This is a genomic window from Klebsiella sp. HMSC25G12 (assembly GCF_001807705.1).
GTDB lineage: Bacteria > Pseudomonadota > Gammaproteobacteria > Enterobacterales > Enterobacteriaceae > Klebsiella > Klebsiella variicola.
Genome location: NZ_KV789891.1, coordinates 197,146 through 220,169 on the forward strand (window position 1 = coordinate 197,146; position 23,024 = coordinate 220,169).

The 23,024-nt window shown below is 57.6% G+C and carries 21 protein-coding genes; 6 read left to right on the forward strand and 15 right to left on the reverse strand.

Translation table 11 applies throughout. The features are described 5' to 3' along the window. Nucleotides 1-378 (forward strand): Co2+/Mg2+ efflux protein ApaG, encoded by a 378-nt coding sequence (gene apaG, locus HMPREF3096_RS14215; protein WP_004204274.1) that lies wholly within the window; start codon nucleotides 1-3, stop codon nucleotides 376-378. A gap of 4 nt (nucleotides 379-382) precedes the next feature. Beyond that, a complete protein-coding gene (gene apaH / locus HMPREF3096_RS14220) occupies nucleotides 383-1,231 on the forward strand; it encodes a bis(5'-nucleosyl)-tetraphosphatase (symmetrical) ApaH (RefSeq protein WP_008807475.1) in 849 nt (282 codons plus the stop codon). A 292-nt stretch (nucleotides 1,232-1,523) separates the two neighbouring features. On the opposite strand, the gene folA is transcribed toward apaH, so the two are convergent. The 6 genes from folA to HMPREF3096_RS14250 form a co-directional block, all read right to left on the reverse strand. Next, a complete protein-coding gene (gene folA / locus HMPREF3096_RS14225) occupies nucleotides 1,524-2,003 on the reverse strand; it encodes a type 3 dihydrofolate reductase (RefSeq protein WP_008807476.1) in 480 nt (159 codons plus the stop codon). Nucleotides 2,004-2,177: 174 nt separating this feature from the next. Further along, entirely contained in the window at nucleotides 2,178-4,043 is a 1,866-nt protein-coding gene (kefC, locus tag HMPREF3096_RS14230; protein WP_070544509.1) for a glutathione-regulated potassium-efflux system protein KefC, read from the reverse strand. Next, complete coding sequence (gene kefF / locus HMPREF3096_RS14235; RefSeq protein ID WP_008807478.1) at nucleotides 4,036-4,569, reverse strand: glutathione-regulated potassium-efflux system oxidoreductase KefF; 534 nt, start codon at nucleotides 4,567-4,569, stop codon at nucleotides 4,036-4,038. Before kefF ends, kefC begins: the two co-directional genes overlap by 8 nt. Before the next feature lie 95 nt (nucleotides 4,570-4,664). Then, on the reverse strand, nucleotides 4,665-5,969 hold the full coding sequence (locus HMPREF3096_RS14240) for an MFS transporter (RefSeq protein WP_008807479.1): 1,305 nt from the start codon (nucleotides 5,967-5,969) through the stop codon (nucleotides 4,665-4,667). A gap of 70 nt (nucleotides 5,970-6,039) precedes the next feature. Then, nucleotides 6,040-6,990, reverse strand: coding sequence for a 2-hydroxyacid dehydrogenase (locus HMPREF3096_RS14245; protein ID WP_022066144.1), 951 nt, complete (start codon nucleotides 6,988-6,990; stop codon nucleotides 6,040-6,042). Between the two features lie 210 nt (nucleotides 6,991-7,200). After that, a complete protein-coding gene (locus HMPREF3096_RS14250; protein ID WP_012968956.1) occupies nucleotides 7,201-8,193 on the reverse strand; it encodes a LacI family DNA-binding transcriptional regulator in 993 nt (330 codons plus the stop codon). A 236-nt stretch (nucleotides 8,194-8,429) separates the two neighbouring features. On the opposite strand from HMPREF3096_RS14250, the gene idnO reads away from it, so the two are divergent. From idnO to HMPREF3096_RS14265, 3 genes are read left to right on the forward strand one after another with little or no spacing between them, the layout of a single operon-like run. After that, nucleotides 8,430-9,194 (forward strand): gluconate 5-dehydrogenase, encoded by a 765-nt coding sequence (gene idnO / locus HMPREF3096_RS14255; protein WP_032731607.1) that lies wholly within the window; start codon nucleotides 8,430-8,432, stop codon nucleotides 9,192-9,194. A 15-nt stretch (nucleotides 9,195-9,209) separates the two neighbouring features. Next, nucleotides 9,210-9,740, forward strand: a complete 531-nt coding sequence (locus HMPREF3096_RS14260) for a gluconokinase (protein ID WP_008807483.1) — start codon at nucleotides 9,210-9,212, stop codon at nucleotides 9,738-9,740. Beyond that, nucleotides 9,737-10,204, forward strand: coding sequence for a NanQ anomerase/TabA/YiaL family protein (locus HMPREF3096_RS14265; protein ID WP_008807484.1), 468 nt, complete (start codon nucleotides 9,737-9,739; stop codon nucleotides 10,202-10,204). Before HMPREF3096_RS14260 ends, HMPREF3096_RS14265 begins: the two co-directional genes overlap by 4 nt. Before the next feature lie 47 nt (nucleotides 10,205-10,251). Here HMPREF3096_RS14265 and HMPREF3096_RS14270 read toward each other — a convergent pair whose 3' ends face one another. From HMPREF3096_RS14270 to citC, 9 genes are all read right to left on the reverse strand, one after another. Continuing rightward, nucleotides 10,252-10,485 (reverse strand): YgdI/YgdR family lipoprotein, encoded by a 234-nt coding sequence (locus HMPREF3096_RS14270; protein ID WP_002888059.1) that lies wholly within the window; start codon nucleotides 10,483-10,485, stop codon nucleotides 10,252-10,254. A gap of 167 nt (nucleotides 10,486-10,652) precedes the next feature. Further along, nucleotides 10,653-13,877, reverse strand: a complete 3,225-nt coding sequence (gene carB / locus HMPREF3096_RS14275) for a carbamoyl-phosphate synthase large subunit (protein ID WP_008807485.1) — start codon at nucleotides 13,875-13,877, stop codon at nucleotides 10,653-10,655. A gap of 17 nt (nucleotides 13,878-13,894) precedes the next feature. Further along, nucleotides 13,895-15,043 carry a glutamine-hydrolyzing carbamoyl-phosphate synthase small subunit gene (carA, locus tag HMPREF3096_RS14280; protein ID WP_012542883.1) on the reverse strand — a complete coding sequence of 383 codons (1,149 nt, stop codon included), beginning with the start codon at nucleotides 15,041-15,043 and terminating at the stop codon, nucleotides 13,895-13,897. A gap of 457 nt (nucleotides 15,044-15,500) precedes the next feature. Further along, a complete protein-coding gene (gene dapB, locus HMPREF3096_RS14285) occupies nucleotides 15,501-16,322 on the reverse strand; it encodes a 4-hydroxy-tetrahydrodipicolinate reductase (protein ID WP_008807487.1) in 822 nt (273 codons plus the stop codon). A 228-nt stretch (nucleotides 16,323-16,550) separates the two neighbouring features. Next, nucleotides 16,551-17,459 (reverse strand): triphosphoribosyl-dephospho-CoA synthase CitG, encoded by a 909-nt coding sequence (gene citG, locus HMPREF3096_RS14290; protein ID WP_032731606.1) that lies wholly within the window; start codon nucleotides 17,457-17,459, stop codon nucleotides 16,551-16,553. Nucleotides 17,460-17,477: 18 nt separating this feature from the next. Beyond that, nucleotides 17,478-19,004: a citrate lyase subunit alpha gene (citF, locus tag HMPREF3096_RS14295; RefSeq protein ID WP_023339578.1), complete on the reverse strand. Its 1,527-nt coding sequence runs from the start codon at nucleotides 19,002-19,004 to the stop codon at nucleotides 17,478-17,480. 10 nt (nucleotides 19,005-19,014) lie between these two features. Then, nucleotides 19,015-19,884, reverse strand: coding sequence for a citrate (pro-3S)-lyase subunit beta (gene citE / locus HMPREF3096_RS14300; RefSeq protein WP_012968960.1), 870 nt, complete (start codon nucleotides 19,882-19,884; stop codon nucleotides 19,015-19,017). Continuing rightward, complete coding sequence (citD, locus tag HMPREF3096_RS14305) at nucleotides 19,881-20,174, reverse strand: citrate lyase acyl carrier protein (protein ID WP_012542888.1); 294 nt, start codon at nucleotides 20,172-20,174, stop codon at nucleotides 19,881-19,883. Before citD ends, citE begins: the two co-directional genes overlap by 4 nt. A 30-nt stretch (nucleotides 20,175-20,204) precedes the next feature. Beyond that, nucleotides 20,205-21,233 (reverse strand): [citrate (pro-3S)-lyase] ligase, encoded by a 1,029-nt coding sequence (citC, locus tag HMPREF3096_RS14310; RefSeq protein WP_022066148.1) that lies wholly within the window; start codon nucleotides 21,231-21,233, stop codon nucleotides 20,205-20,207. A 256-nt stretch (nucleotides 21,234-21,489) separates the two neighbouring features. Between citC and citS the strand changes: the two genes are divergently transcribed. After that, complete coding sequence (gene citS / locus HMPREF3096_RS14315) at nucleotides 21,490-22,830, forward strand: citrate/sodium symporter CitS (RefSeq protein WP_023297053.1); 1,341 nt, start codon at nucleotides 21,490-21,492, stop codon at nucleotides 22,828-22,830. Nucleotides 22,831-23,024 lie beyond the last annotated feature (194 nt).

Here is a 23,024-nt window from a genome sequence, read left to right on the forward strand (position 1 = left end):
ATGATTAATTCGCCTCGTGTTTGCGTTCAGGTGCAAAGCGTCTATATCGAATCGCAGTCTTCTCCGGAAGAAGAGCGTTACGTCTTCGCTTATACCGTCACCATTCGCAATCTGGGGCGGAGTCAGGTTCAGCTGCTTGGCCGCTACTGGCTCATCACTAACGGCCACGGTCGTGAGACTGAAGTTCAGGGTGAAGGGGTGGTCGGCGAGCAACCACATATTCCCGCTGGCGGTGAATATCAATATACCAGCGGCGCGGTCATCGAAACGCCGCTGGGAACCATGCAGGGTCATTATGAGATGATCGATATCGACGGCGCGCCGTTCCGTATCGAGATCCCTGTGTTCCGTCTCGCAGTTCCAACGCTCATTCATTAAAACAATGTCAACATACCTTATTGGCGACGTTCACGGTTGCTACGATGAACTGATCGCATTATTAGCACAGGTTGAATTCGACCCGAGCACCGATACGCTATGGCTGACCGGCGATCTGGTGGCCCGTGGCCCGGGGTCGCTGGAGGTCCTGCGCTATGTCAAATCTCTGGGCGACAGTGTGCGACTGGTGCTGGGCAACCATGATCTCCACCTGCTGGCCGTCTTCGCCGGTATCAGCCGTAACAAGCCGAAGGATCGTCTGAAATCCCTGCTGGAAGCCCCGGATGCCGACGAGCTGCTCAACTGGTTGCGTCGCCAGCCGCTGCTGCAGGTGGATGAAGAGAAAAAGCTGGTGATGGCCCACGCGGGCATCACGCCGCAGTGGGATCTGGAGACCGCCCAGCAGTGCGCGCGCGATGTAGAAGCGGTGCTCTCCAGCGACTCCTACCCTTTCTTCCTCGATGCCATGTATGGCGATATGCCGAATCACTGGAGCAACGAGCTGAGCGGTCTGGCGCGCCTGCGCTTTATCTCTAATGCTTTTACCCGCATGCGCTACTGCTTCCCCAACGGCCAGCTGGATATGTATTCGAAAGAGGCGCCCGAGGACGCCCCGGCGCCGCTGAAGCCGTGGTTTGCCATTCCTGGCCCGGTCAGCAATGCCTACAGCATTGCCTTTGGCCACTGGGCTTCACTGGAGGGACGCGGTACGCCGGAGGGGATTTACGCCCTGGATACGGGCTGCTGCTGGGGCGGGGAACTCACCTGCCTGCGCTGGGAAGATAAGCAGTACTTCACCCAGCCGTCGAACCGCCAGAAAAGCCTCGACGAAGGCGAAGCCGTCGCGTCCTGAGTCTTCCCGGATGGCGGCGCGTTGCGCCTTATCCGGGCTACATTGCCTTGCGATTTGTCGCACCGGGCAAGAACGGCGGGCGCGGAGCCACTTTTGTGTCGGGTGGCGGCTAACGCCTTACCCGACCTACATTTCCTTGCGATTTGTCGCCCGGACAGCGCTCCCGAAAGACGAGGCCCGCGACGGGGAACATGACGAGATACTGAGTGCGCCTTCGTCGCGGAATTCACGCAAAAGAAAACCCCGGTCACGCCAGGCGCGACCGGGGTTTTTTCATTGCTATCCTTCCCGCTTAACGGCGTTCGAGGATCTCAAAGCAGTAGCTGTGGGAGTTCTGCGCGTCAGCGTCATGAAACTCGCTGAACACCGACTCCCACTCGTCCGGGTCGTAATCCGGGAAATGGGTATCGCCTTCCACTTCCGCATCAATGTGGGTCAGATAGAGCTTATGCGCTTTCGGCAGGAACTGCTCATAAACGCGGCCGCCGCCAATCACCATAATCTCTTCCACATCGCCGCAGGCAGCAATCGCTTCCTCCACTGAGGAGACCCACTGCACGCGATCGTCGCTGCCGGGTTTGCTGCTGATCACGATATTTTTACGCCCCGGCAACGGGCGCCCAATGGATTCCCAGGTCAGACGCCCCATCACCACCGGCTTATTTAACGTGTTGCGTTTGAACCAGGCGAGATCGGCAGGCAGGTTCCATGGCATGGCGTTTTCCATACCAATGACGCGATCTACCGCTAACGCCGCAATCAGACTGATCATTCATTCATTCCCGAGTGCAAAAAATTGTCGCCACTATACGGAAAGCGTACTACTTCGTCGACTGGCCGGAAGGTAAAGAATAAGAAAATTTTCTGATTTGCTGGCAAGCCCACGTTCACACCGTGGGCCGCCAGAACCGGTTCTAAACGGAAAACAAAATGTTACTGACGAGCGTCAGGCTGAGGGCTTATTTTCCGGCTCATCGGCAATATCCCCGGTGTGCCTGCCCTCTTCCGTCCCCTGCCAGCCGTGACGCTGCACCAGCGACAGATGATGACGATCTTCGTTGATGATGCCGGTGAGCATATCGCTGGTCCGCTTGAAGACCGCCACCCGCGACGCCGCGTCGTTTTCCGCCATCGCCACCATCTCTTCGACCATCTGCAGGTTGAAGCGACGGAACAGATCGGCCCGCTCGCGGGCTTCATAGGCGCCGAGTCCCAGCGCCTCCAGCGTCATTCGGCCGGACTTCAGCGCCGCCTCGAAGGTTTCACGCTCCGGCGCCTCGACGCCAGCCTGGCGCAGCTTGATGTAATGATCGACATCGCGGGCGCGGGAGATGATCTGCAGATGCGGAAAATGCTCTTTTACCCTTTCCACCAGCTCAAGGCTGACGTGCGGATCGTCTATGGCATTGATCAGTACTTCCGCCTTTTCGGCGCCGGCCGATTCCAGCAGGTCGACCCGGGTGGCATCGCCGTAGAAAACCTTCATATCAAATTTGCGCAAGGTATCAACATGATCCGGGTCGTGATCGAGGATAACCATCTTCACCCCGCTGGAGAGCAACAGTCGCCCGGCAATCTGCCCGAAGCGGCCAAAGCCGGCAACAATCACCCGCGGCTGCTCTTCATCAATCTCGTCAGCATCCCGCGCCTGGCCGCTGGCCGATTTCTCCACACGGGTCAGCAGGACCAGCAAGACCGGCGTTGCCGCCATCGACAGCGCCACCGCCAGGGTCAGCGCCTTAGCCCATTCGCCGTCCAGCACATCCGCCATCCGCGCGGCGCCAAAGACCACAAACGCGAACTCGCTTCCCTGCCCCAGCAGCACCGCAAACCAGCGGCGCTGGGCGCGTGGCACGCCCAGCGGCCTGGCGATAAGCCACAGCATCAGCATTTTTATCGCCAGGAAACCGACCAGCAAAATAACGATACGCAGCGGATGGGTCACGAGAGTGCCGAAGTCAATCGACATGCCGACGCCGATAAAGAACAGCCCCAGCAGCAGCCCTTTAAACGGCTCGATATCGCTCTCCAGCGCATGACGATACTCGGAGCTGGCCAGCAGCACCCCGGCGAGAAACGCCCCCATCGCCATCGACAGCCCGACTTCCTCCAGCAGCAATCCAAAGCCGAAGACCAGGAACAGCGCCACGGCGCTGAACACTTCGCGCAGGCCGGAACGGGCGACAAAGCGCAGCAGCGGACGGGTCAGATAGCGCCCCAGGGCCACCACCAGCGCCAGCGCCGCGGCCACCTTCAGCGCGGAGAGGGCAAACGCCACCAGCGAGGTGGCGCCGCCGCTGGCCGCCAGCAGGGGGATCATCGCCACCAATGGGATCGCCGCGATATCCTGGAACAGCAGCACCGCGAAGGCGCTCCGCCCCATCTGCGACACCGTCAGATTGCGCTCATTCATCGCCTGCATCGCAATGGCTGTGGAAGAGAGCGCCAGGGTCATGCCTATCAGCTCGGCCACCTGCCAGCGCAGGCCCAGCAGCATGCAGAACAGACCGATCAATACCCCGCAGGCCACCATCTGCAGCGCGCCGCCGCCGAACACCGAGGCGCGTAGCTTCCACAGCCGCTGCGGATCCAGCTCCAGACCAATCACGAACAGCATCAGCACCACGCCGATCTCGGCAAAGTGCAGAATCGCCTCGGCGTCAGTCACCAGCCGCAGCCCCCACGGGCCGATAATACAGCCAGCGATCAGATAGCCCAGCACCGACCCCAGCCCCAGGCGGACGGCGATGGGCACAATCAGCGCCGCGGCGCCCAGGTAAATCAGCGCTTGTATCAGCGTATGGCTATCCATTCTGGTGTGCCTCCTGCCAGTCGATTAAGCGTTGACGATAATGGCGGGCTTGCGCCTGCAGCGTTTCGTCATCGCAGATAAAAGTGCAGTGCATGGCGAACGGCGGCAGCCATTTCATTCCGCAGTAAAGCGCGGTTGCCTGCAACGGCTGCGCCAGCACCGGAAAACCGGGGAATGAGCCGATGTCGAAGTGGCTTTCACCGCCGCCGGTGGTCACCGCCCACATCAGCGATTTACCGCGCAGGGCAATACCGTTGTGACCATAGGCCCAGCCGTGCGCCAACACTTTGTCCATCCACAGCTTGAGCAGCGGCGGTACGCTATACCATTGCATAGGGTGCTGCCAGATAACCAGATCGGCACGGGCCAGCGCCGCCTGCTCGGCGGCGACATCGATATTAAAGTCGGGATAGAGTTGATAGAGGGAGCGTATCTCTACGCCTTCAAGCGTCCCTGCCTGTTCAAGCATTCGCTTATTCGCATGAGAATGCTGCGGATAAGGATGCGCATAAATTATCAGAATCATTGATTGGCCTGCGTTTGCTCTTGTCGTAATCAGCAAGAGTGTAGACAGTTAAGCCAACCGCTTACAATGATAACTGTGATTTATGTCGCAGTGGGTTACGCATTTCGGGGTTGCTTCTTGATCGCCACATCAGAATCGCTGTCGACCAGATCGCATTGCTTCGGTAGCAGAAAGGTCATTGTGCCGGCGATAATCAACGAACCGGCCAGGGCGCAGACCGCCACATTCTGGCCGTAGAGATACATCATCACGCCCACCAGATAGGGGCCACAGAATCCGCCGAGATTGCCCAGACCATTGATCACCCCGCGTGCGCTGCCCGCCACCTCCGGCGAAGCGATACGCCCCGGCATCGACCAGAACGGACTGGTAGCCGATTTGAGAAAGAAGCCGCAGATCACCAGCGCGATATAGGCCGCCACCATGTGGTCGCGCAGCACCACCGACGCCACCAGCGCTGCCGCAAAACTGTAGAGCGAGAAGCGAACCCACAGACGACGCTTACCGCTGTGGTCGCTGAACAACGAAATCACATAGATCCCGGCCAGCGTGGCGACAAACGGCAGCACCGCCAGGAAGCCAACGCTGGCCATGTTGCCGCCGGTTAACCCCTTCAGAATGGTCGGCAGCCACAACGTGTAGCCATAATCCCCGGTCTGGTAGAAAAAATTGAGGATCACCAGCTTCATCAGTCCGGCATTACCAAACACATCCTTCACCGGGGCCTTGCTGACTGGGGCTTCGGCCTGCTTCGCCGCACGCTCGGCGGCCAGGGTGGTCACCAGATAGTCACGCTCGCGGGCGGGCAACCAGTGGGCCTCTTGCGGACGGTCGCTGATCATAAACCACCACACGACCAGCACCACCAGCGACAACAGCCCTTCGATGATAAACAGCCAGCGCCAGTCAAGCGCCGCAATAATGGCGCCGGAGACCGGCGCGGTGAGCATGCCGCCGAGCGGGGCAAACATCATCACAAACGCGTTCGCGCGACCCAGCTCTTTTTCCGGAAACCAATTGCTGACCATGGTCAGCACTACCGGCAGCATTCCCCCTTCCGAAACCCCGAGAATAAATCGCAGCACCAGCAGTTGATATTGATGAGTCACAAACCCTGTCGCCACGGAAACGATAGCCCAGGCTACCAGCGACCAGGCAATAAATTTTTTACCGCTGCCGTTAACCGCAATTCGCCCACCGGGAATTTGCAAAAATAAATAACCAATAAAAAAGATACCGCTGGCCACGCCGGCCATTTGGCTGGTAATGCCTAAATCGGCCTCCATGCCGCCTGGCAGGGCAAAGCTAATATTAACCCGGTCCATAAATGACATAATGCAGGCAATTAACACCGGCACAATGATACGCAGCCAACGGGTGCTGGGAATTTTCTCGTTCATATATTTGCACTCTCTATGCAGAGGTTATTGTTTTGATTGAGATCGCGCGGGTACAGAAATAAAAAGCTAATTAATCGATAGCGTTTGGCAGCGCTGCGCCGGCAAACCAGGCGGCGACGTTAGCAAAAACCACTTCGCTCATTTTCTGTCGTGTTTCCTGCGTGGCGCTGGCGACATGCGGCTGCAGCACCACGTTATCGAGGGCGATCAGCGCCGCCGGGACCTGGGGTTCCTGTTCGAAAACATCGAGCCCGGCCCCGGCGATAACGCCGTTTTGTAACGCGTGGATCAACGCCTTTTCATCCACCAACGAACCGCGGGCAATATTGATAAGCCAGGCATGCGCCGGCATCACGTTAAACACCGAGGCGTCGATGATGCCGCGGTTCGCCTCGCCGCCGGATGCGGCAATCACCAGAAAATCGCTCTCATGCGCCAGGGTATGCAGGTCGGCACACCACTGATAATCGAGGCCCGCTATCTTTTTACGGTCGGTATACAGCACCTGCATATCAAAACCCCGCGCCCGGCGGGCGATCGCCTGGCCAATATTCCCCATACCCAGCAGGCCGATACGCTTCCCGCTGACCTGAGTCGCCAACGGCATACCACCGCTCAGCCAGCGTCCCTCGCGGACAAAGCGATCGCCCTGACAGAGCTGACGGGAACCGGCCAGCAGCAGCCCCATCGCCAGGTCAGCGACATCATTCGTCAACACCCCGGAGGTGATGGTGACGGCAATTTGCCGCGAGCGGGCATACGCCAGATCCACCGCATCGGTACCGACGCCGAAGATGGCAATCAGCCCAGCCTGAGGCAGCAACTCAAGGACGCTGTTTGCTACGCCGACGTCGCCGCGAGTGACCACGACGGCAATGTTCTCTCCTTGCTCACGCAGAAAGGCGATCGGATCGTCCTGCTCGTAGAGACGCAGCAGCGGGAAATGCTCCGCCAGCTGCCGCTGCAGGGTTTCAATTACGGGGGCCACTAAAAGGACGGCGCGGGGAATAACACTCTTCATCAGATCACCTGTTTGACGTTTGGTTACGACGGTAGCCACTATCAAACGGGTTTTTATCGGGGGATTTTGCGATCTGTATCACGCTGAATCGTGTTAAAAATGCGTGTTACCGGACGCGTGATCGTGAAGACAAAACGGCGACCAGACAGGCGATGGACCGCGCGCGCATTAACCTTTCGCTAACACACGACAGGCGCTGGCTGGTGGCCGTTAAATCGTTTCGCCCATCGACAGGCGGTAGTGGAGGTCCACTTTTTCAATGGTGGGCAGTCCTTTGATTTTCTTTATTAAAATCTCTGTCGCCACCTTACCCATCTCGAAGCGCGGCGTCAGGACGCTGGCCAGCCGGGGAGAGACGATCTGGCCGATCTCCAGGCCATGAAAGCCCGCGATAGCCAGCTCCTGGGGCACGCTGATACCGGATGCCAGGCACTCCTGTAACACGCCCACCGCCAGGTCGTCATTAGTGCACAGGATACCGTCCATATCGGCGTACATTTGCCGCGCCAGGGTCATCATGCCGGTGCCAATGGAAACCGACGAGACTTTATTCGGCGCAATGCGCCCCACCGCCAGCCCGGCACTCTCCATCGCCCGACAGTAGCCCAGATAACGCTGCTCGTCGCGGACGTCGGACATCGAGCCGAAGTAGATGATCCGTCGTTTACCGCTGGCCAGCAGCATGGTGGTCATATCGAAGCCGGCCTGGAAGTTATCGAATCCGACGTTGATGCGTCCTGGATTCTCCGCCAGCCCCATCACTTCGGCGATTGGGATCTTCGCGGCATTCAGATACTTGTCCGCCCGCAGGGAGTGCACCGACTCGGTCAGCAGCAGTCCTTTCACATTAAACGCCAGCACGGCGGCAATCTGCTCCTCTTCACGCTGGCGATCGTAGTCGTAATTCACCACCAGCGTCTGGTAACCATGCCCGGCGGCGACAGATTCGATGCCGGCCAGCAGATCGGCAAAAATTTGATTATGAAAGGAGGGAATGAGTACGCCAATCCGCGGCACGGCGACGCTGGTCATCGCCGGATTATCCGGGTCGGGCTGATAGCCGATCTCCGCTATCACGCTGGCAATACGCTCCGCCGTCTCCGGTTTCACCTTTTCCGGGGTGCGCAAATAGCGGCTAACGGTCATCTTGGTTACGCCAGCCAGCTCGGCAATATCATGGAGAGTAATGCGTTGTGCTTTCATCTGTGTGTCCGCCAAATACCTGACTGCTTCAGGCCATTATGCCTGTCGGGGGGGCAAAAGAGAATGCCAGTCCGTAGCCGTTAACCTGTTGAGTCAGCGAGATTTACCGGCAGCGTCACGTTTAAAGTAACCCCTTTTTGTAACACGGTTCCGAGTGATCTTCATCACAGTTTCCCCCGGTAAAAATCCGTGAGATAGGGCACAGGTTTTCTTCAGCCGCTAATCAGGATATCGAGATGAACGATCTTTTCAGCTTACAAGGTAAACGCATTTTAATTACGGGCGCAGGACAGGGGATCGGTTTTGTCATGGCTCAGGGTCTGGCGCAATATGGCGCAGAAATCATTATTAATGACCTTTCTGCCCCGCGAGCGGACGATGCGGTGATGAAGCTCCGCGACGAAGGCGCCACCGCCCATGCTGCGGTATTTAACGTGACCGATGCCGGGGCCGTTGAAGAAGCCATTGCCAATATCGAAGCGCATCTTGGCCCGATTGACGTGTTATTCAATAACGCCGGGATCCAGCGCCGCCACCCGTTTACCGAATTCCCGGTGCAGGAATGGAATGACGTGATTTCAGTTAACCAGACGGCGGTATTTCTCGTCTCTCAGGCCGTCGCGAAGCGCATGGTTGACCGCCAGCAGGGAAAAATCATCAATATCTGCTCCATGCAGAGCGAGCTGGGGCGCGACACCATCACCCCCTACGCCGCCGCCAAAGGCGCGGTGAAGATGCTAACCCGCGGAATGTGCGTTGAGCTGGCGCGGCACAACATTCAGGTCAACGGCATTGCCCCGGGCTACTTTAATACGGCGATGACCCGGACGCTGGTTGAGGATAAGGCGTTTACCGACTGGTTATGCAAACGCACCCCTGCCGCCCGCTGGGGCGATCCGCAGGAGCTGGTCGGCGCTGCCGTCTTTTTATCGTCAAACGCGTCGAATTTCGTCAACGGCCATCTGCTGTTCGTTGACGGCGGCATGCTGGTCGCGGTCTGAGAGAAGGAGCGCATGATGGCAGGACAATGCATTATTTTGATGGGCGTCTCCGGAACCGGCAAATCCACCGTCGGTCAGGCATTGGCCCACGCGCTGGGAGCGAAATTTATCGACGGCGACGACCTTCATCCACGCAACAATATCGTCAAAATGGCCACCAGCCAGCCGCTGAATGATGAGGATCGTCAGCCGTGGCTGACGCGTATCGCCGACGTCATTTTCAGTCTTGAGCAGAAAAACGAGTCAGGTGTATTGGTCTGTTCCGCATTAAAAAAGCGCTATCGCGACCGCCTGCGTGAGGGGAACGCGAAGCTACGCTTCCTGTGGTTGACCGGGGATTATGACTGCATTTTGCAGCGAATGCGCCAGCGTAAAGGCCATTTTATGCCAGAAGCGTTACTGCGTAGCCAGTTTGCCGCCCTGGAGACGCCAGACGCCAGTGAAAGCGATGTTCTGGCCGTCGATATTACCCCCGACGTCGCCAGTATTGTCGCTCACTCATTAACGTTACTTCATTCGCAACAACCGCAGAGGATCCCGGCATGATTATCGATACCTTAACCGCCGCCGCCGAAAATGAGCTCTATCCGCCGGTGATCCGCCAGGCGCTGCAGGCCGTGTTACAGCAACAACCGCACGCGCTGCCGCCGGGGAAATATACCGTCGAGAGTGATAATGTGTTTTTTACCGTCGTCGAAGGCCATACCCGGCCGCTGAGCGAGCAACGCCCGGAATATCATCGTCAATATCTCGACATTCACATTGTGCTGAAAGGTGAAGAGATCATCGGTGCCGGGAATAAAGGGCTGCCGGTCGTTGAAGATGGTCACTTCAACACGACGCAGGATATCGGTTTCTGTCAGGCTATCGACAGCGAAACGCTGATTCATCTCTACCCGGAAGAGCTGGCGATCCTCTTCCCTGGCGAATTACACCGCCCGATGGCCTGCCTCGAACAAGGCGCAGCGTTGCGTAAAATCGTGGTTAAAATCGATCGCGCGCTACTGTAACGCGCTCGTTCGGCCCCGCACACTCCCCGCGGGGCCTGGGATAACCATTAGTTATCCAGCTCATCCATGGACTTCACCTGGTCGCGGTTAATCTGCTCCACGCGGCCGGTTTCGGCATTTTTGTATGAGACGAGGCCGGTGTCATCATCCACCTGCGGTTTGCCGCTGGTGACAATGGTCTTGCCATCGGTGGTTTTGATCGACTGATTCGATGAGCAGCCGGCCACGAACATGATTGCCGTCGCTGCCAGTGCGGATGCCACCAGAATATTGTTCCGCATTGTATCCTCCTGTCTTTTCATCAATAGGTATCGTTATGGTGCTCACTATAGTTAGCCTGACCCGACAGGTGGTTAAAAGCAGAACTCTCCGAAGATGACTGCAGCCAAAAAAAGGGCTGACGATGTCGTCAGCCCTGGTTTGTTGCTCTCCGGCCAGGCCGGCGCGCTTATTTGGTGATTTGCGCGTGCATTTCCTGAACCGAAATCACCTTCTCGGTGGCGTCAGCGTTCAGCGCCATCGCGGTGGCAAAGCCGCCGTTCAGGGTGGTGTCGTAATGCACCTTGTACTGCAGCGCGCTGCGGCGAATCAGCTTGGAGTCTTCAATCGCCTGGCGACCTGCGGTGGTGTTGATGATGTAGGTGTATTCGCCATTCTTGATACGGTCCTGAATGTGCGGACGACCTTCATGCACCTTGTTCACCAGACGCGGGTTGATACCGGCTTCGCCCAGCACAATCGCCGTACCGTGGGTCGCATCCAGCTCAAAGCCAAACTTCAGCAGCTTCGCCGCCAGGTCGACCACGCGCTCTTTGTCGCCTTCGCGAACGGAGAGCAGTGCACGGCCCTGTTTCTTCATGGTCGAGTTGCTGCCCAGCTGCGCTTTGGCGAATGCTTCCGCGAAGGTACGGCCCACGCCCATCACTTCCCCGGTAGAGCGCATTTCTGGCCCTAACAGCGGGTCAACGCCCGGGAATTTGTTGAACGGCAGAACCACCTCTTTCACCGAGTAGTACGGCGGGATGATCTCTTTGGTCACGCCCTGCTGCGCCAGCGTCTTACCGGCCATTACGCGCGCCGCGACTTTCGCCAGCGGGACACCGGTGGCTTTGGAGACGAACGGCACGGTACGCGCCGCACGCGGGTTCACTTCAATCAGATAAACTTCGTTATCTTTCACCGCGAACTGGACGTTCATCAGACCACGAACCTGCAGCTCGAAAGCCAGCTTCTGCACCTGCTCGCGCATCACATCCTGAATTTCCTGGCTCAGCGTATACGCTGGCAGGGAACAGGCTGAGTCGCCGGAGTGTACGCCCGCCTGCTCGATATGCTCCATGATGCCGCCAATCAGCACCATTTCGCCGTCGCAGATGGCATCGACATCCACTTCAATCGCGTCGTCGAGGAAGCGATCCAGCAGTACCGGTGCATCGTTGGAGACGCTAACCGCGGTCTGGAAGTAGCGGCGCAGATCCTGCTCGTCGTAAACAATTTCCATCGCCCGGCCGCCGAGCACGTAAGACGGACGAACCACCAGCGGGTAGCCAATCTCTTTCGCTCTCTCTACCGCCTGCTCAATGGCAGTGACGGTGGCGTTCGCCGGCTGCTTCAGCTTCAGACGGTCAACCGCATGCTGGAAGCGTTCACGGTCTTCCGCGCGGTCGATAGCGTCCGGGCTGGTGCCGATAACCGGTACGCCTGCGGCTTCCAGGGCGCGCGCCAGCTTCAGCGGCGTCTGGCCGCCGTACTGGACGATAACGCCCTTCGGCTTCTCGATGCGCACGATTTCCAGCACGTCTTCCAGGGTCACCGGCTCGAAGTACAGACGGTCGGAGGTGTCATAGTCGGTAGACACGGTTTCCGGGTTACAGTTGACCATGATGGTCTCGTAACCGTCTTCGCGCAGCGCCAGAGAGGCGTGTACGCAGCAGTAGTCAAATTCGATACCCTGGCCGATACGGTTCGGGCCGCCGCCGAGGACCATGATTTTATCGCGGTCAACGGACGGGTTGGACTCACACTCTTCTTCATAAGTGGAGTACATGTAGGCGGTATCGGTGGCGAATTCGGCGGCGCAGGTGTCCACGCGCTTGTAGACCGGATGCAGGTCATACTGGTCGCGCAGCTTGCGAATTTCCGCTTCCCGCACGCCCGCCAGTTTCGCCAGACGCGCATCGGCAAAGCCTTTACGCTTCAGGGTACGCAGGAAGTCGGCGTCGAGGCCGTTGATGCCCACTTCCACCACTTTCTCTTCCAGACGCACCAGCTCTTCAATCTGCACCAGGAACCAGCGGTCGATATTGGTCAGGTTGAAGACGCCGTCTACCGAGAGGCCGGCGCGGAAGGCATCCGCGATGTACCAGATACGCTCGGCGCCAGCGTCTTTCAGCTCGCGGCGAATTTTAGTCAGCGCTTCCGGGTCGTCGAGGCTCACTTTCGGGTCGAAGCCGGTGGCGCCCACTTCCAGGCCGCGCAGCGCTTTCTGCAGCGATTCCTGCTGGGTGCGGCCAATGGCCATCACTTCGCCGACGGATTTCATCTGGGTGGTCAGACGGTCGTTCGCGCCAGCGAATTTTTCGAAGTTGAAGCGTGGAATTTTGGTGACCACGTAGTCGATGGACGGCTCGAAGGAAGCCGGAGTGCGGCCGCCGGTGATGTCGTTCATCAGCTCGTCAAGGGTGTAGCCCACTGCCAGCTTGGCCGCCACTTTAGCAATCGGGAAGCCGGTGGCTTTCGAGGCCAGCGCCGAAGAGCGGGAGACGCGCGGGTTCATTTCGATAACGATCAGGCGACCGTCTTTCGGGTTCACCGAGAACTGCACGTTAGAGCCGCCGGTTTCCACACCGATTTCACGCAGGACCGCCATCGAGGCGTTACGCATGATTTGGTATTCTTTGTCGGTCAGGGTCTGCGCCGGGGCAACGGTGATGGAGTCGCCGGTATGGATCCCCATGGCATCGAAGTTTTCAATCGAGCAGACGATGATGCAGTTGTCGTTCTTATCGCGCACCACTTCCATCTCGTACTCTTTCCAGCCGATCAGCGATTCATCGATCAGCAGTTCGTTGGTCGGAGAGAGATCCAGGCCGCGTTCGCAGATTTCTTCGAACTCTTCGCGGTTATAGGCGATACCGCCGCCGGTGCCGCCCATGGTGAAGGACGGACGGATGATGCACGGGAAGCCAACGTCGGCGGCAACCGCCAGCGCTTCTTCCATGGTGTGGGCGATGCCGGAGCGCGCGGTGTCGAGGCCGATTTTCTTCATCGCCACGTCGAAGCGACGACGGTCTTCCGCTTTATCAATCGCGTCGGCAGTGGCGCCGATCATGGTCACGCCGAACTCTGCCAGCACGCCCTGACGTTCCAGCTCCAGCGCACAGTTCAGCGCCGTCTGGCCGCCCATGGTCGGCAGCACCGCATCCGGGCGCTCTTTTTCGATAATTTTACGTACCACTTCCCAGTGAATCGGCTCGATGTAGGTCGCATCGGCCATTTCCGGGTCGGTCATGATGGTCGCCGGGTTGGAGTTCACCAGGATAACGCGGTAGCCCTCTTCTCGCAGGGCTTTACAGGCCTGCGCGCCGGAGTAGTCAAACTCACACGCCTGACCGATAACAATCGGGCCCGCGCCCAGAATCAGGATACTTTTTATGTCTGTACGTTTTGGCATTGCTCTTTTACTCCTGATTATTTCGCGGACTGACGGTAGAGCTCAATTAACTCGATAAAGTGGTCGAACAGCGGCGCGGCATCATGCGGCCCCGGGCTCGCTTCAGGGTGCCCCTGGAAGCTAAACGCCGGTTTGTCGGTACGATGAATGCCCTGCAGGGTGCCGTCGAACAGCGACTTGTGGGTCACGCGCAGGTTGGCCGGCAAGGTGGCTTCGTCAACCGCAAAACCATGGTTCTGCGCGGTGATCATCACCACATTATTATCAATATCTTTCACCGGATGGTTGCCGCCGTGGTGGCCGAACTTCATCTTAATGGTCTTCGCACCACTCGCCAGCGCCAGCAGCTGATGGCCAAGGCAGATACCGAATACCGGAATATCGGTCTCAAGGAATTTTTCAATCGCGTCGATAGCGTAATCGCACGGCGCCGGGTCGCCTGGGCCGTTAGAGAGGAAAATACCGTCCGGATTCATTTTCAGCACGTCTTCGGCAGAGGTCTGCGCCGGCACCACCGTCAGGCGGCAGCCGCGGTCCACCAGCATGCGCAGGATGTTGCGTTTCGCGCCGAAGTCATACGCCACAACGTGGAACGGCAGCTCGCTTTCCGCTTTCGCTTCCGGCAGGTCGCCCGCCAGAGTCCAGCTGCCCTGCGTCCAGCTGTAGGTTTCTGCGGTGGTCACTTCCTTCGCCAGATCCATGCCGTTCAGACCCGGGAACGCTTTCGCTTTCTCCAGCGCCAGCTGAGCATCCGGGCTGTCGCCCGCGATGATGCAGCCGTTCTGCGCCCCTTTCTCACGCAGCAGACGCGTCAGCTTGCGGGTATCGATATCGGCAATCGCCACGATGTTATGGCGCTTCAGATAAGAAGAAAGATCTTCAGTATTGCGGAAGTTGCTGGCAATCAGCGGCAGATCGCGGATCACCAGACCCTGCGCGTGTACCTGAGAAGATTCTTCATCGGCGGCGTTGGTGCCGACATTACCAATATGAGGATAAGTAAGAGTGACGATTTGGCGGGAATAGGAAGGATCAGTGAGGATTTCTTGATAACCGGTCATTGAAGTATTGAAAACGACTTCCCCAACCGCCGTGCCGGTTGCCCCGATGGCCCGACCGTGAAACTGGGTTCCGTCTTCCAGAACCAATAGCGCTGACTTAATCAAAACACCCTCCAGAGAATATCCACTCACTTTATTTGCATATTAATTCATAAACACGATCTGAATCAATGCAAATCTGTTGCCCGCAGATTTTTGGCAAACGGCGGCATTCTGGAGAGATGTCGGATAAAAGTCAACTTAAAGCGGAGATTTTTAATGTCATTTTACGCCACTGGCGCATAACATGTGATTTTTACGCCAAAAAGATCAACAAACCTGGCTGAGAAAACGCTTGCGGACGGGAAAGAGTGTAAAACCTGGCGACGAAGCGCTAAAAAGTGGACCAAATGGTCAAAATTTACATTTCATTCACCAAAAACAGCATGAATATTATTATTTATAGCTATCACAACGTAAAAAACACACCAAACCCATAAAAATAAAAAAGGGCAACAATATATTGCCCCTTGCATCAATAACTTATTGATTGCAATAACCACATCACGATGGGTAATAATCGTTATAAACTGTTCAAATCCAGCACATCACGCATGTCAAACAGACCATTTTTCTTGTCTTTCAGCCATAATGCAGAGCGAACCGCGCCATTAGCAAAGGTCATCCGGCTGGAGGCTTTATGGGTGATTTCAATACGCTCACCGATATCAGCAAACATCGCCGTATGTTCGCCGACGATATCGCCCGCACGGACGGTGGCGAAGCCAATGGTGCCCGGAACGCGTTCGCCGGTATGACCTTCACGACTGTAGACGGCGCATTCCTTCAGATCTTTGTTCAATGCTCCGGCGATCGCTTCGCCCATCGCCAGCGCGGTGCCTGACGGCGCATCCACTTTATGCCGGTGGTGCGCTTCGATAATTTCGATGTCGGTGTAGTCGCCCATCACCTTTGCCGCCTTCTCCAGCAGCTTTAACAGGACGTTGACGCCGACGCTAAAGTTAGCGGCGAAGACAATGGCAATCTCCTGCGCGGCGTCGCGAATCGCCTGCTTGCCAGCGTCGTCAAAACCGGTGGTGCCGATGACCATCCCTTTGCCGTGCTCGCGGCAAAACGCCAGATGATTCAGCGTGCCTTCCGGGCGGGTAAAATCGATCAACACGTCGAAATCATCTTTTACCGCCGTCAGGCTGCTCTGCACCGCGACGCCCGCTTTGCCGGCGCCCGCCAGCTCCCCGGCGTCGCTGCCCACCAGGCTTGACCCTTCGCGCTCCAGCGCCGCGCCCAGCGCCACGCCTTCCATCTGCAATGCAGCCTGAATTAACTGGCGTCCCATCCGGCCGCCCGCGCCGGCGATGGCCACGCGGATTTGTGCATCATGCATAGCTATTCTCTTTTGTTAACATTACGTAAATTGTTTTCAGAGTAACCAGCCCGTCAGCGGGCCGCTACTCAAAAACGCCGATAATTAGAAATTTATGACAAACGGCGGACGATATCAGTAAAAACTATACGATTGTGCCGCAATTCCATGTTTACGTAGTGACAACCGGGAAGACTAATGATGGCGCCTTCGCCCGTACAGTGCGGGCGAAGGCGGTGTTGCAGTGGGTTACAGCGGGAAAAGCGCGCCGGCGGGAAACGTGGATAAAAACCAGGTCACCGCCAGCAGATCGGCGCTGCCGCCGGGGCTGAGATGGCGGGCAATCAGCTCATCGTCAAACTGGCGCAGCGCCTCCAGCCCGCCGTCCGCCAGCACGCCGCCCTGCCACAGCAGTCGCTGCGCCTCCTGCTGGACAAAGTTCAGCCCGGCAAGCCCGCCGCGCGAGACCAGGTTGGTGTCATCATTCCACGCCATCAGATGCAGCAGGGTTTGCAGCAGCGCCAGATTGCTGTCGCCGGTCTCTTCCATCATGCGGGTAAAGACTGGCAAGGCCTGGGCACGCACCGTCAGGAAACCGCTCTCCGCCTCGCCGCGGGCCCCGGAGAGACCATAACGCAGAAAATGAGCCTCGCCTTTACTGAGCCGTTCCCCGCCAGCAGAAGACAATTCCTGCATAACCATGCCGCGACAGAAGCGCGCCACCTGGTCGCAAAGCCGGTGCTGCTCTATCGGCTCACCTTTCGACACCAGCCTGCCCGCCGCCGCGCTGAGCAGGCCAAAAGCGAAGATCGCCCCGCGATGGGTATTCACCCCGCCGGTGGCCTCCAGCATATCGTTCTCACAGGCCATCCCCACCGGGCGCAGCATCATCAATACCTGCTCCGGCGCGACCGCCGCAGTATCGTGGCCCATGATGAAAAATTTCTCCATCCATGGCGCCACCACCGCGGTGCTGGCCTCAAACGAGGCCAGATCCATATCCCGGTGCGCGCCAGCGTTACGAATATCCACCAACCCGGGCTTAGGGGTCAGGCGAACTTCGGTCAACAGCGCGCGCTCTACCGCGCTGACCACCTCTTCGGCACTCAGTGGCTTCACGCGCCGCACACGCGCCGGATTCATTAACACGTCGCTCATGGCCTTTCCCCTCTGCGTTTAGTCGCTGTTTTTCACCTGACGAATCACATCGATGACCGAACCGTCGCGATAGCGCACCACCGCCACCACCCGATCGGTAAATTCGATCGGCTGCGGCTTGCCGGTTAGCAGTTCCGCACGCTGCTGCAGCTCCTCAATGGTCATCAGCGGAATGCCTGCGCTGCGCAAATTGTCGATCAGGTCCTGACGTGCCGGGTTGACCGCTATGCCGTGGTCAGTGACCAGCACATCCACGCTGGCTCCCGGCGTCACGCGGGTCAGCACTTTTTCCACGACGCAGGGAATTCGCCCGCGAACTAACGGCGCGGTAATGATGGTCAGATCCGCGCCGGCGGCGGTATCGCTATGTCCGCCGGAAGCGCCGCGCAGCACGCCGTTAGAGCCGGTCATCACGTTGACGTTAAAGTCGGTATCGATTTCCAGCGCGCTGAGCATTACCACGTTTAAGCGCTCGCAGGAGGCGCCTTTAGAGCCTGGGCTGGCATACTGATTGGTGGAGATCTCGACGTGGTTCGGGTTCTGCGCCAGCGAACGCGCGGCGTCGCCATCGAACGACTGGGTATCGAGCAGCGTTTTGATCAGCCCCTTTTCGTGCAGATCGACCATCGTGCCGGTGATGCCGCCGAGGCCGAAGCTGGCGGTGATGCCGTTACGGCGCATTTTGTCTTCGAGGAAGCGGCTGACAGCCAGCGAGGCGCCGCCGGTGCCGGTCTGCAGCGAGAAACCGTCTTTAAAGTAACCGGAATGCTCGACCACCTTCGCCGCCTGGCGGGCAATCAGCAGTTCGCGCGGGTTGCTGGTCAGACGGATCGCCCCAGCGGTAATTTTTTGCGGATCGCCGACTTCGTCCACCTGGACGATCAGATCCACCTGATCCTGGGCAATGCTGGCCGGATAGTTTGGGTAATCCACCCACGCTTCGGTCAACAGCACCACGCATTTGGCATGTTCCGCATCAACGCGCGCATAGCCCAGCGAACCGCAGCGCGACTTACCGCTAAAGCCGTTGGCATTGCCAAACTCATCGCAGCAAGGGACGCCGAGAAACGCCACATCAATCGACAGTTCGCCGCTTTGGATCAGCTGTACGCGACCGCCGTGGGAGTGGATCTGCACCGGGTTTTCCATCAGGCCGGCGGAGATCTCCTCGCCCAGCTTGCCGCGCAGACCGGAGGTGTAGATCTGGCGGATCACGCCATTTTTAATATGCTCGATCAGCGGCCAGTGGGCGTCGATCAGCGAACTGGATGCCAGGGTCAGATCGCGAAAGCCCATTTCCGCCAGCGTTGCCATGACCATGTTGACCACTTTGTCACCGCCGCGAAACGCGTGGTGGAACGAAATGGTCATGCCGTTTTGCAGGCCGGAGCGACGGATTGCCGTTTCCAGCGAGTCGCAAATTTTACGCTGGCGCTTTTCTGTTTCACTGGCCAGCCACGGACTTTTCGCCGTCACGCCCGCATAAGGGGTCAGTCCTTCCGGCATCACGTACTGCTGATTAAGCATTGCTACTGTCTCTTTCATCTTGTTCCCCTTAATCACGAATCCCGGAAGCCGAGAGCGCCACCACTTTGCGAGCGTGGTCGATAATCGGTCCATCGATCATCTTGCCGTTGAGCGACACCACGCCCAGACCGCGCGACTCTGCCTCTTCCGCGGCGGCAATCACCTCCAGCGCATGGTCGACCTCTTTGCGCGTCGGGGCATAGACCTGATGCAGGAGTTCAATTTGTCGTGGGTTGACCAGCGATTTGCCATTGAAGCCGAGGTTTTTCGCCAGATTCGCTTCCGCGAGGAACCCCTCTTCGTTGTTGATATCCGACCACACCACGTCATAGGCGGCGATGCCGGCAACGCGCGCGGCATGCAGTACCGCACAGCGGGCATAGAACAGTTCAGTGCCGTCGCCGCGGGAGGTGCCCATATCCATAACGTAATCGAAGGCCGCCAGCGCGATCGCCGCCAGACGCGGGCTGGCGCGCGCAATCTCCACCGCATTCACCACCCCCAGCGCCGACTCGATGGCCGCCATGAGCTTGGTGCTGCCCACTTCCCGGCCGCACTCGCGTTCAATCCGCTCAACGTGCGCTTCCAGTTCATGGATATCTTCTTTGCTGTCGGTTTTCGGCAGACGTACCATGTCCACACCCGCGCGTACCACCGCTTCAAGGTCGGCAAGACCAAACGGCGTATTCAGTGGGTTAATGCGCACCACGGTTTCGATATCCTGATACAGCGGATGCTGCAGCGCCTGATACACCAGCAGACGAGCGGTATCTTTCTCGCGCAGCGAAACGGCATCTTCCAGGTCGAACATCACCGCATCGGCGCCGTAGACGAATGACGTGCTTAACATGGCGGCATTGGCGCCAGGGATGAACAGCATACTGCGACGTGGTTTCATAATTGGCTCCATTGCAATTGAGACTGTTGCGCCGCGCGCAGCGCCGCAGCCTGTACGCGGGCGCGCAGTACGCACTCCAGGGCGCCTTTATCATCGACCACCACGTTGGCCTGCTTCACGCCAAGCTGCGCCAGCGTTTCTCTGACCACCTGCTCAATCGCAGCGCCAAACTGTTGTTTCACAATGCTGTCGATTTCCAGCTGAATGCCCGGCTGCGCCGCCGGTCCAATCCTGACCATCACATCGCTGGACTCCAGCGTGCCGGCCAGGGCGTCAATCTTCATTTCCATAGGGGAAAATCCTTAGTTAGGGCGTATAAATCAGGCGGTTTGATGTTCGCTCTCCGCCAGTTGCATCAGAAAAGAGAGGGTGCCCGGCGGCACCAGCGCCGCGACGGCTTGCCAGTTGCGCTGTCGGTACAGCTCGCGCACGCGGGAAGCGGATATCGGCCCGCCGTTTTTTTCGATGCGCGCCAGCTCAACCACTTCAACAGGCGGTGCGTCACCGGGCGCTTCCAGCAACGCTTTCATGCGCTGGTTGTAGCTGCGGGTCAGCGGGCATAGCGGCTCGGTGCCGACAAAGCGATGGGTTATCTGCAGCGCCGGGGCCAGGCGTTCACGGAATATCTGCAGGTCAATCTGGCTGTGGCAGTCATCGACCACGCCCTGTTCTTTGAGGAAGTAGCCGGGAAACGTCGCCCGCGAGATGAGGTATGCCGAGCCGGGATGCAGCGTCACTTTGTCGATGCCGGCGATACCTTTTTCGATAAGCGTAAAGCGATCGTGATAGGAAAAGCAGGAGGCATCTTCCTTCACGACAAACAGATGTAACCAGTCGCACTGGCGTGCCGCCTGCTCCACCAGCCAACGGTGGCCGAGAGTGAAGGGATTGGCATTCATCACAATGGCGCCGATTTTGCGCCCCGGCTGACGGTACATCGCCAGCTGTCGGCAATAGCGCGTCAGCCGTTCGCGGCTGTTTTCCATTAATACGGCGCGATCGCCCGCCTGGGCAATTGGCCAGAAGCCTGCCCCGGAAAATAGCGCAGCGTTACTGGGTTTAGTGAATAAAAACAGCTCGCTGCGCCTCAGCTCATAGGCCAGCGTCAGGAGCTCGGTCAGTAATTTAAGGCTCAGCCCCTCCCCCTGCAGCGAGGGATCGATGGCGATGCATTTCAGCACATTGCCGGCGATAGCACCGCAGCCGACCAGCCGCTGCTGATACTCGGCGATAATCGCCATTTCGCAGTCGGCCTCTAACGACAGTTGATGCTGGCGGAGAAACCGATCGATCGCCTCTCGCCGCGGTTTATCTTTTAATAGCTGAACGCGTTTTAATATCAGTGTCATTTTTTAGCGCTTCGTCATTTCAAAACGAACTGTATTTCGCCAGCGTTCGGCTATGGATTCTTGTATTTAAGTCACAGTTTTTCTCGTGGCTTAATTGGCTTTATGGTTTTTATGTTGTTAATTAATTCAGAACCATAAAAACAATTAAATTAATAAAAAACACGAGTATTCAGTGAAGATAATCACACCTTACCCCTGGGGCTATTTATTACTATGCGCCGGTCTTACTACTCCATCAATAAACAGGATAACGTTTATGACTAACATGAGTCAGGCTCCGGCAGCGGAGAAGAAGGGCGTTAACGACCTGCTGGGATTTAAAATCTTCGGCATGCCGCTACCCCTTTATGCGTTTGCGTTAATTACGCTATTACTTTCACATTTCTATAACGCTTTACCCACCGACATCGTCGGCGGATTCGCCATCATGTTTATTATCGGTGCCATATTCGGTGAAATTGGCAAACGCCTGCCAATATTCAACAAATATATCGGTGGCGCTCCGGTGATGATTTTCCTGGTGGCAGCTTATTTCGTCTATGCCGGTATTTTCACGCAGAAAGAGATAGATGCTATCAGCAACGTGATGGATAAAAGTAACTTCCTTAACTTATTTATCGCAGTATTAATTACCGGTGCGATTCTGTCGGTGAACCGCCGCCTGCTGCTGAAATCACTGCTCGGCTATATTCCAACCATCCTGATGGGCATTGTCGGCGCGTCGATTTTCGGCATCGCTATCGGTCTGGTGTTCGGGATCCCAGTGGATCGCATCATGATGCTCTACGTCCTGCCGATCATGGGTGGCGGCAACGGCGCGGGCGCGGTCCCCCTGTCGGAGATTTACCACTCCGTCACTGGTCGTTCTCGCGAAGAATATTACTCTACTGCCATCGCTATCCTGACCATCGCCAACATCTTCGCCATCGTCTTTGCCGCGATACTCGATATCATCGGTAAAAAGCACACCTGGCTGAGCGGCGAAGGCGAACTGGTGCGTAAAGCCTCATTCAAAGTGGAAGAAGATGAAAAAGCGGGACAAATCACCCATCGTGAAACCGCCGTCGGCCTGGTGCTGTCCACTACCTGTTTCCTGCTGGCCTACGTCGTCGCCAAGAAAATCCTGCCCAGCATTGGCGGCGTTTCGATTCACTACTTCGCGTGGATGGTACTGATCGTTGCGGCGCTAAACGCCTCCGGCCTGTGCTCACCAGAAATCAAAGCCGGCGCCAAGCGTCTGTCTGATTTCTTCTCTAAACAGTTGCTGTGGGTACTGATGGTCGGCGTCGGCGTCTGCTACACCGACCTGCAGGAAATCATCAATGCCATTACTGTCTATAACGTTGTTATCGCCGCCGTAATCGTTATCGGCGCAGTGCTCGGCGCGGCGATCGGCGGCTGGCTGATGGGCTTCTTCCCAATTGAATCGGCGATCACGGCGGGCCTGTGTATGGCCAACCGCGGCGGCTCCGGCGACCTGGAAGTTCTCTCTGCTTGTAACCGTATGAACCTTATCTCTTATGCGCAAATCTCCTCCCGTTTGGGCGGGGGTATTGTGTTGGTCATCGCCAGCATCGTGTTCGGCATGATGGTTTAACCCATTTGCACGATGGCACGTTGAACTGACAGGTGAAGAACGTATCAGGGTCCTATGCCGGGAGCGGCAGAGGGAAATCCACCCTGCTCATTAGCCGGAAACGCCAGAAACCTTGTCAGACAGCGCGTCATCGTGCCCCTATTTGAGATGTACCAATGACTGACAATGCCGTCCTGTTAGGCGAAGGCTTCACC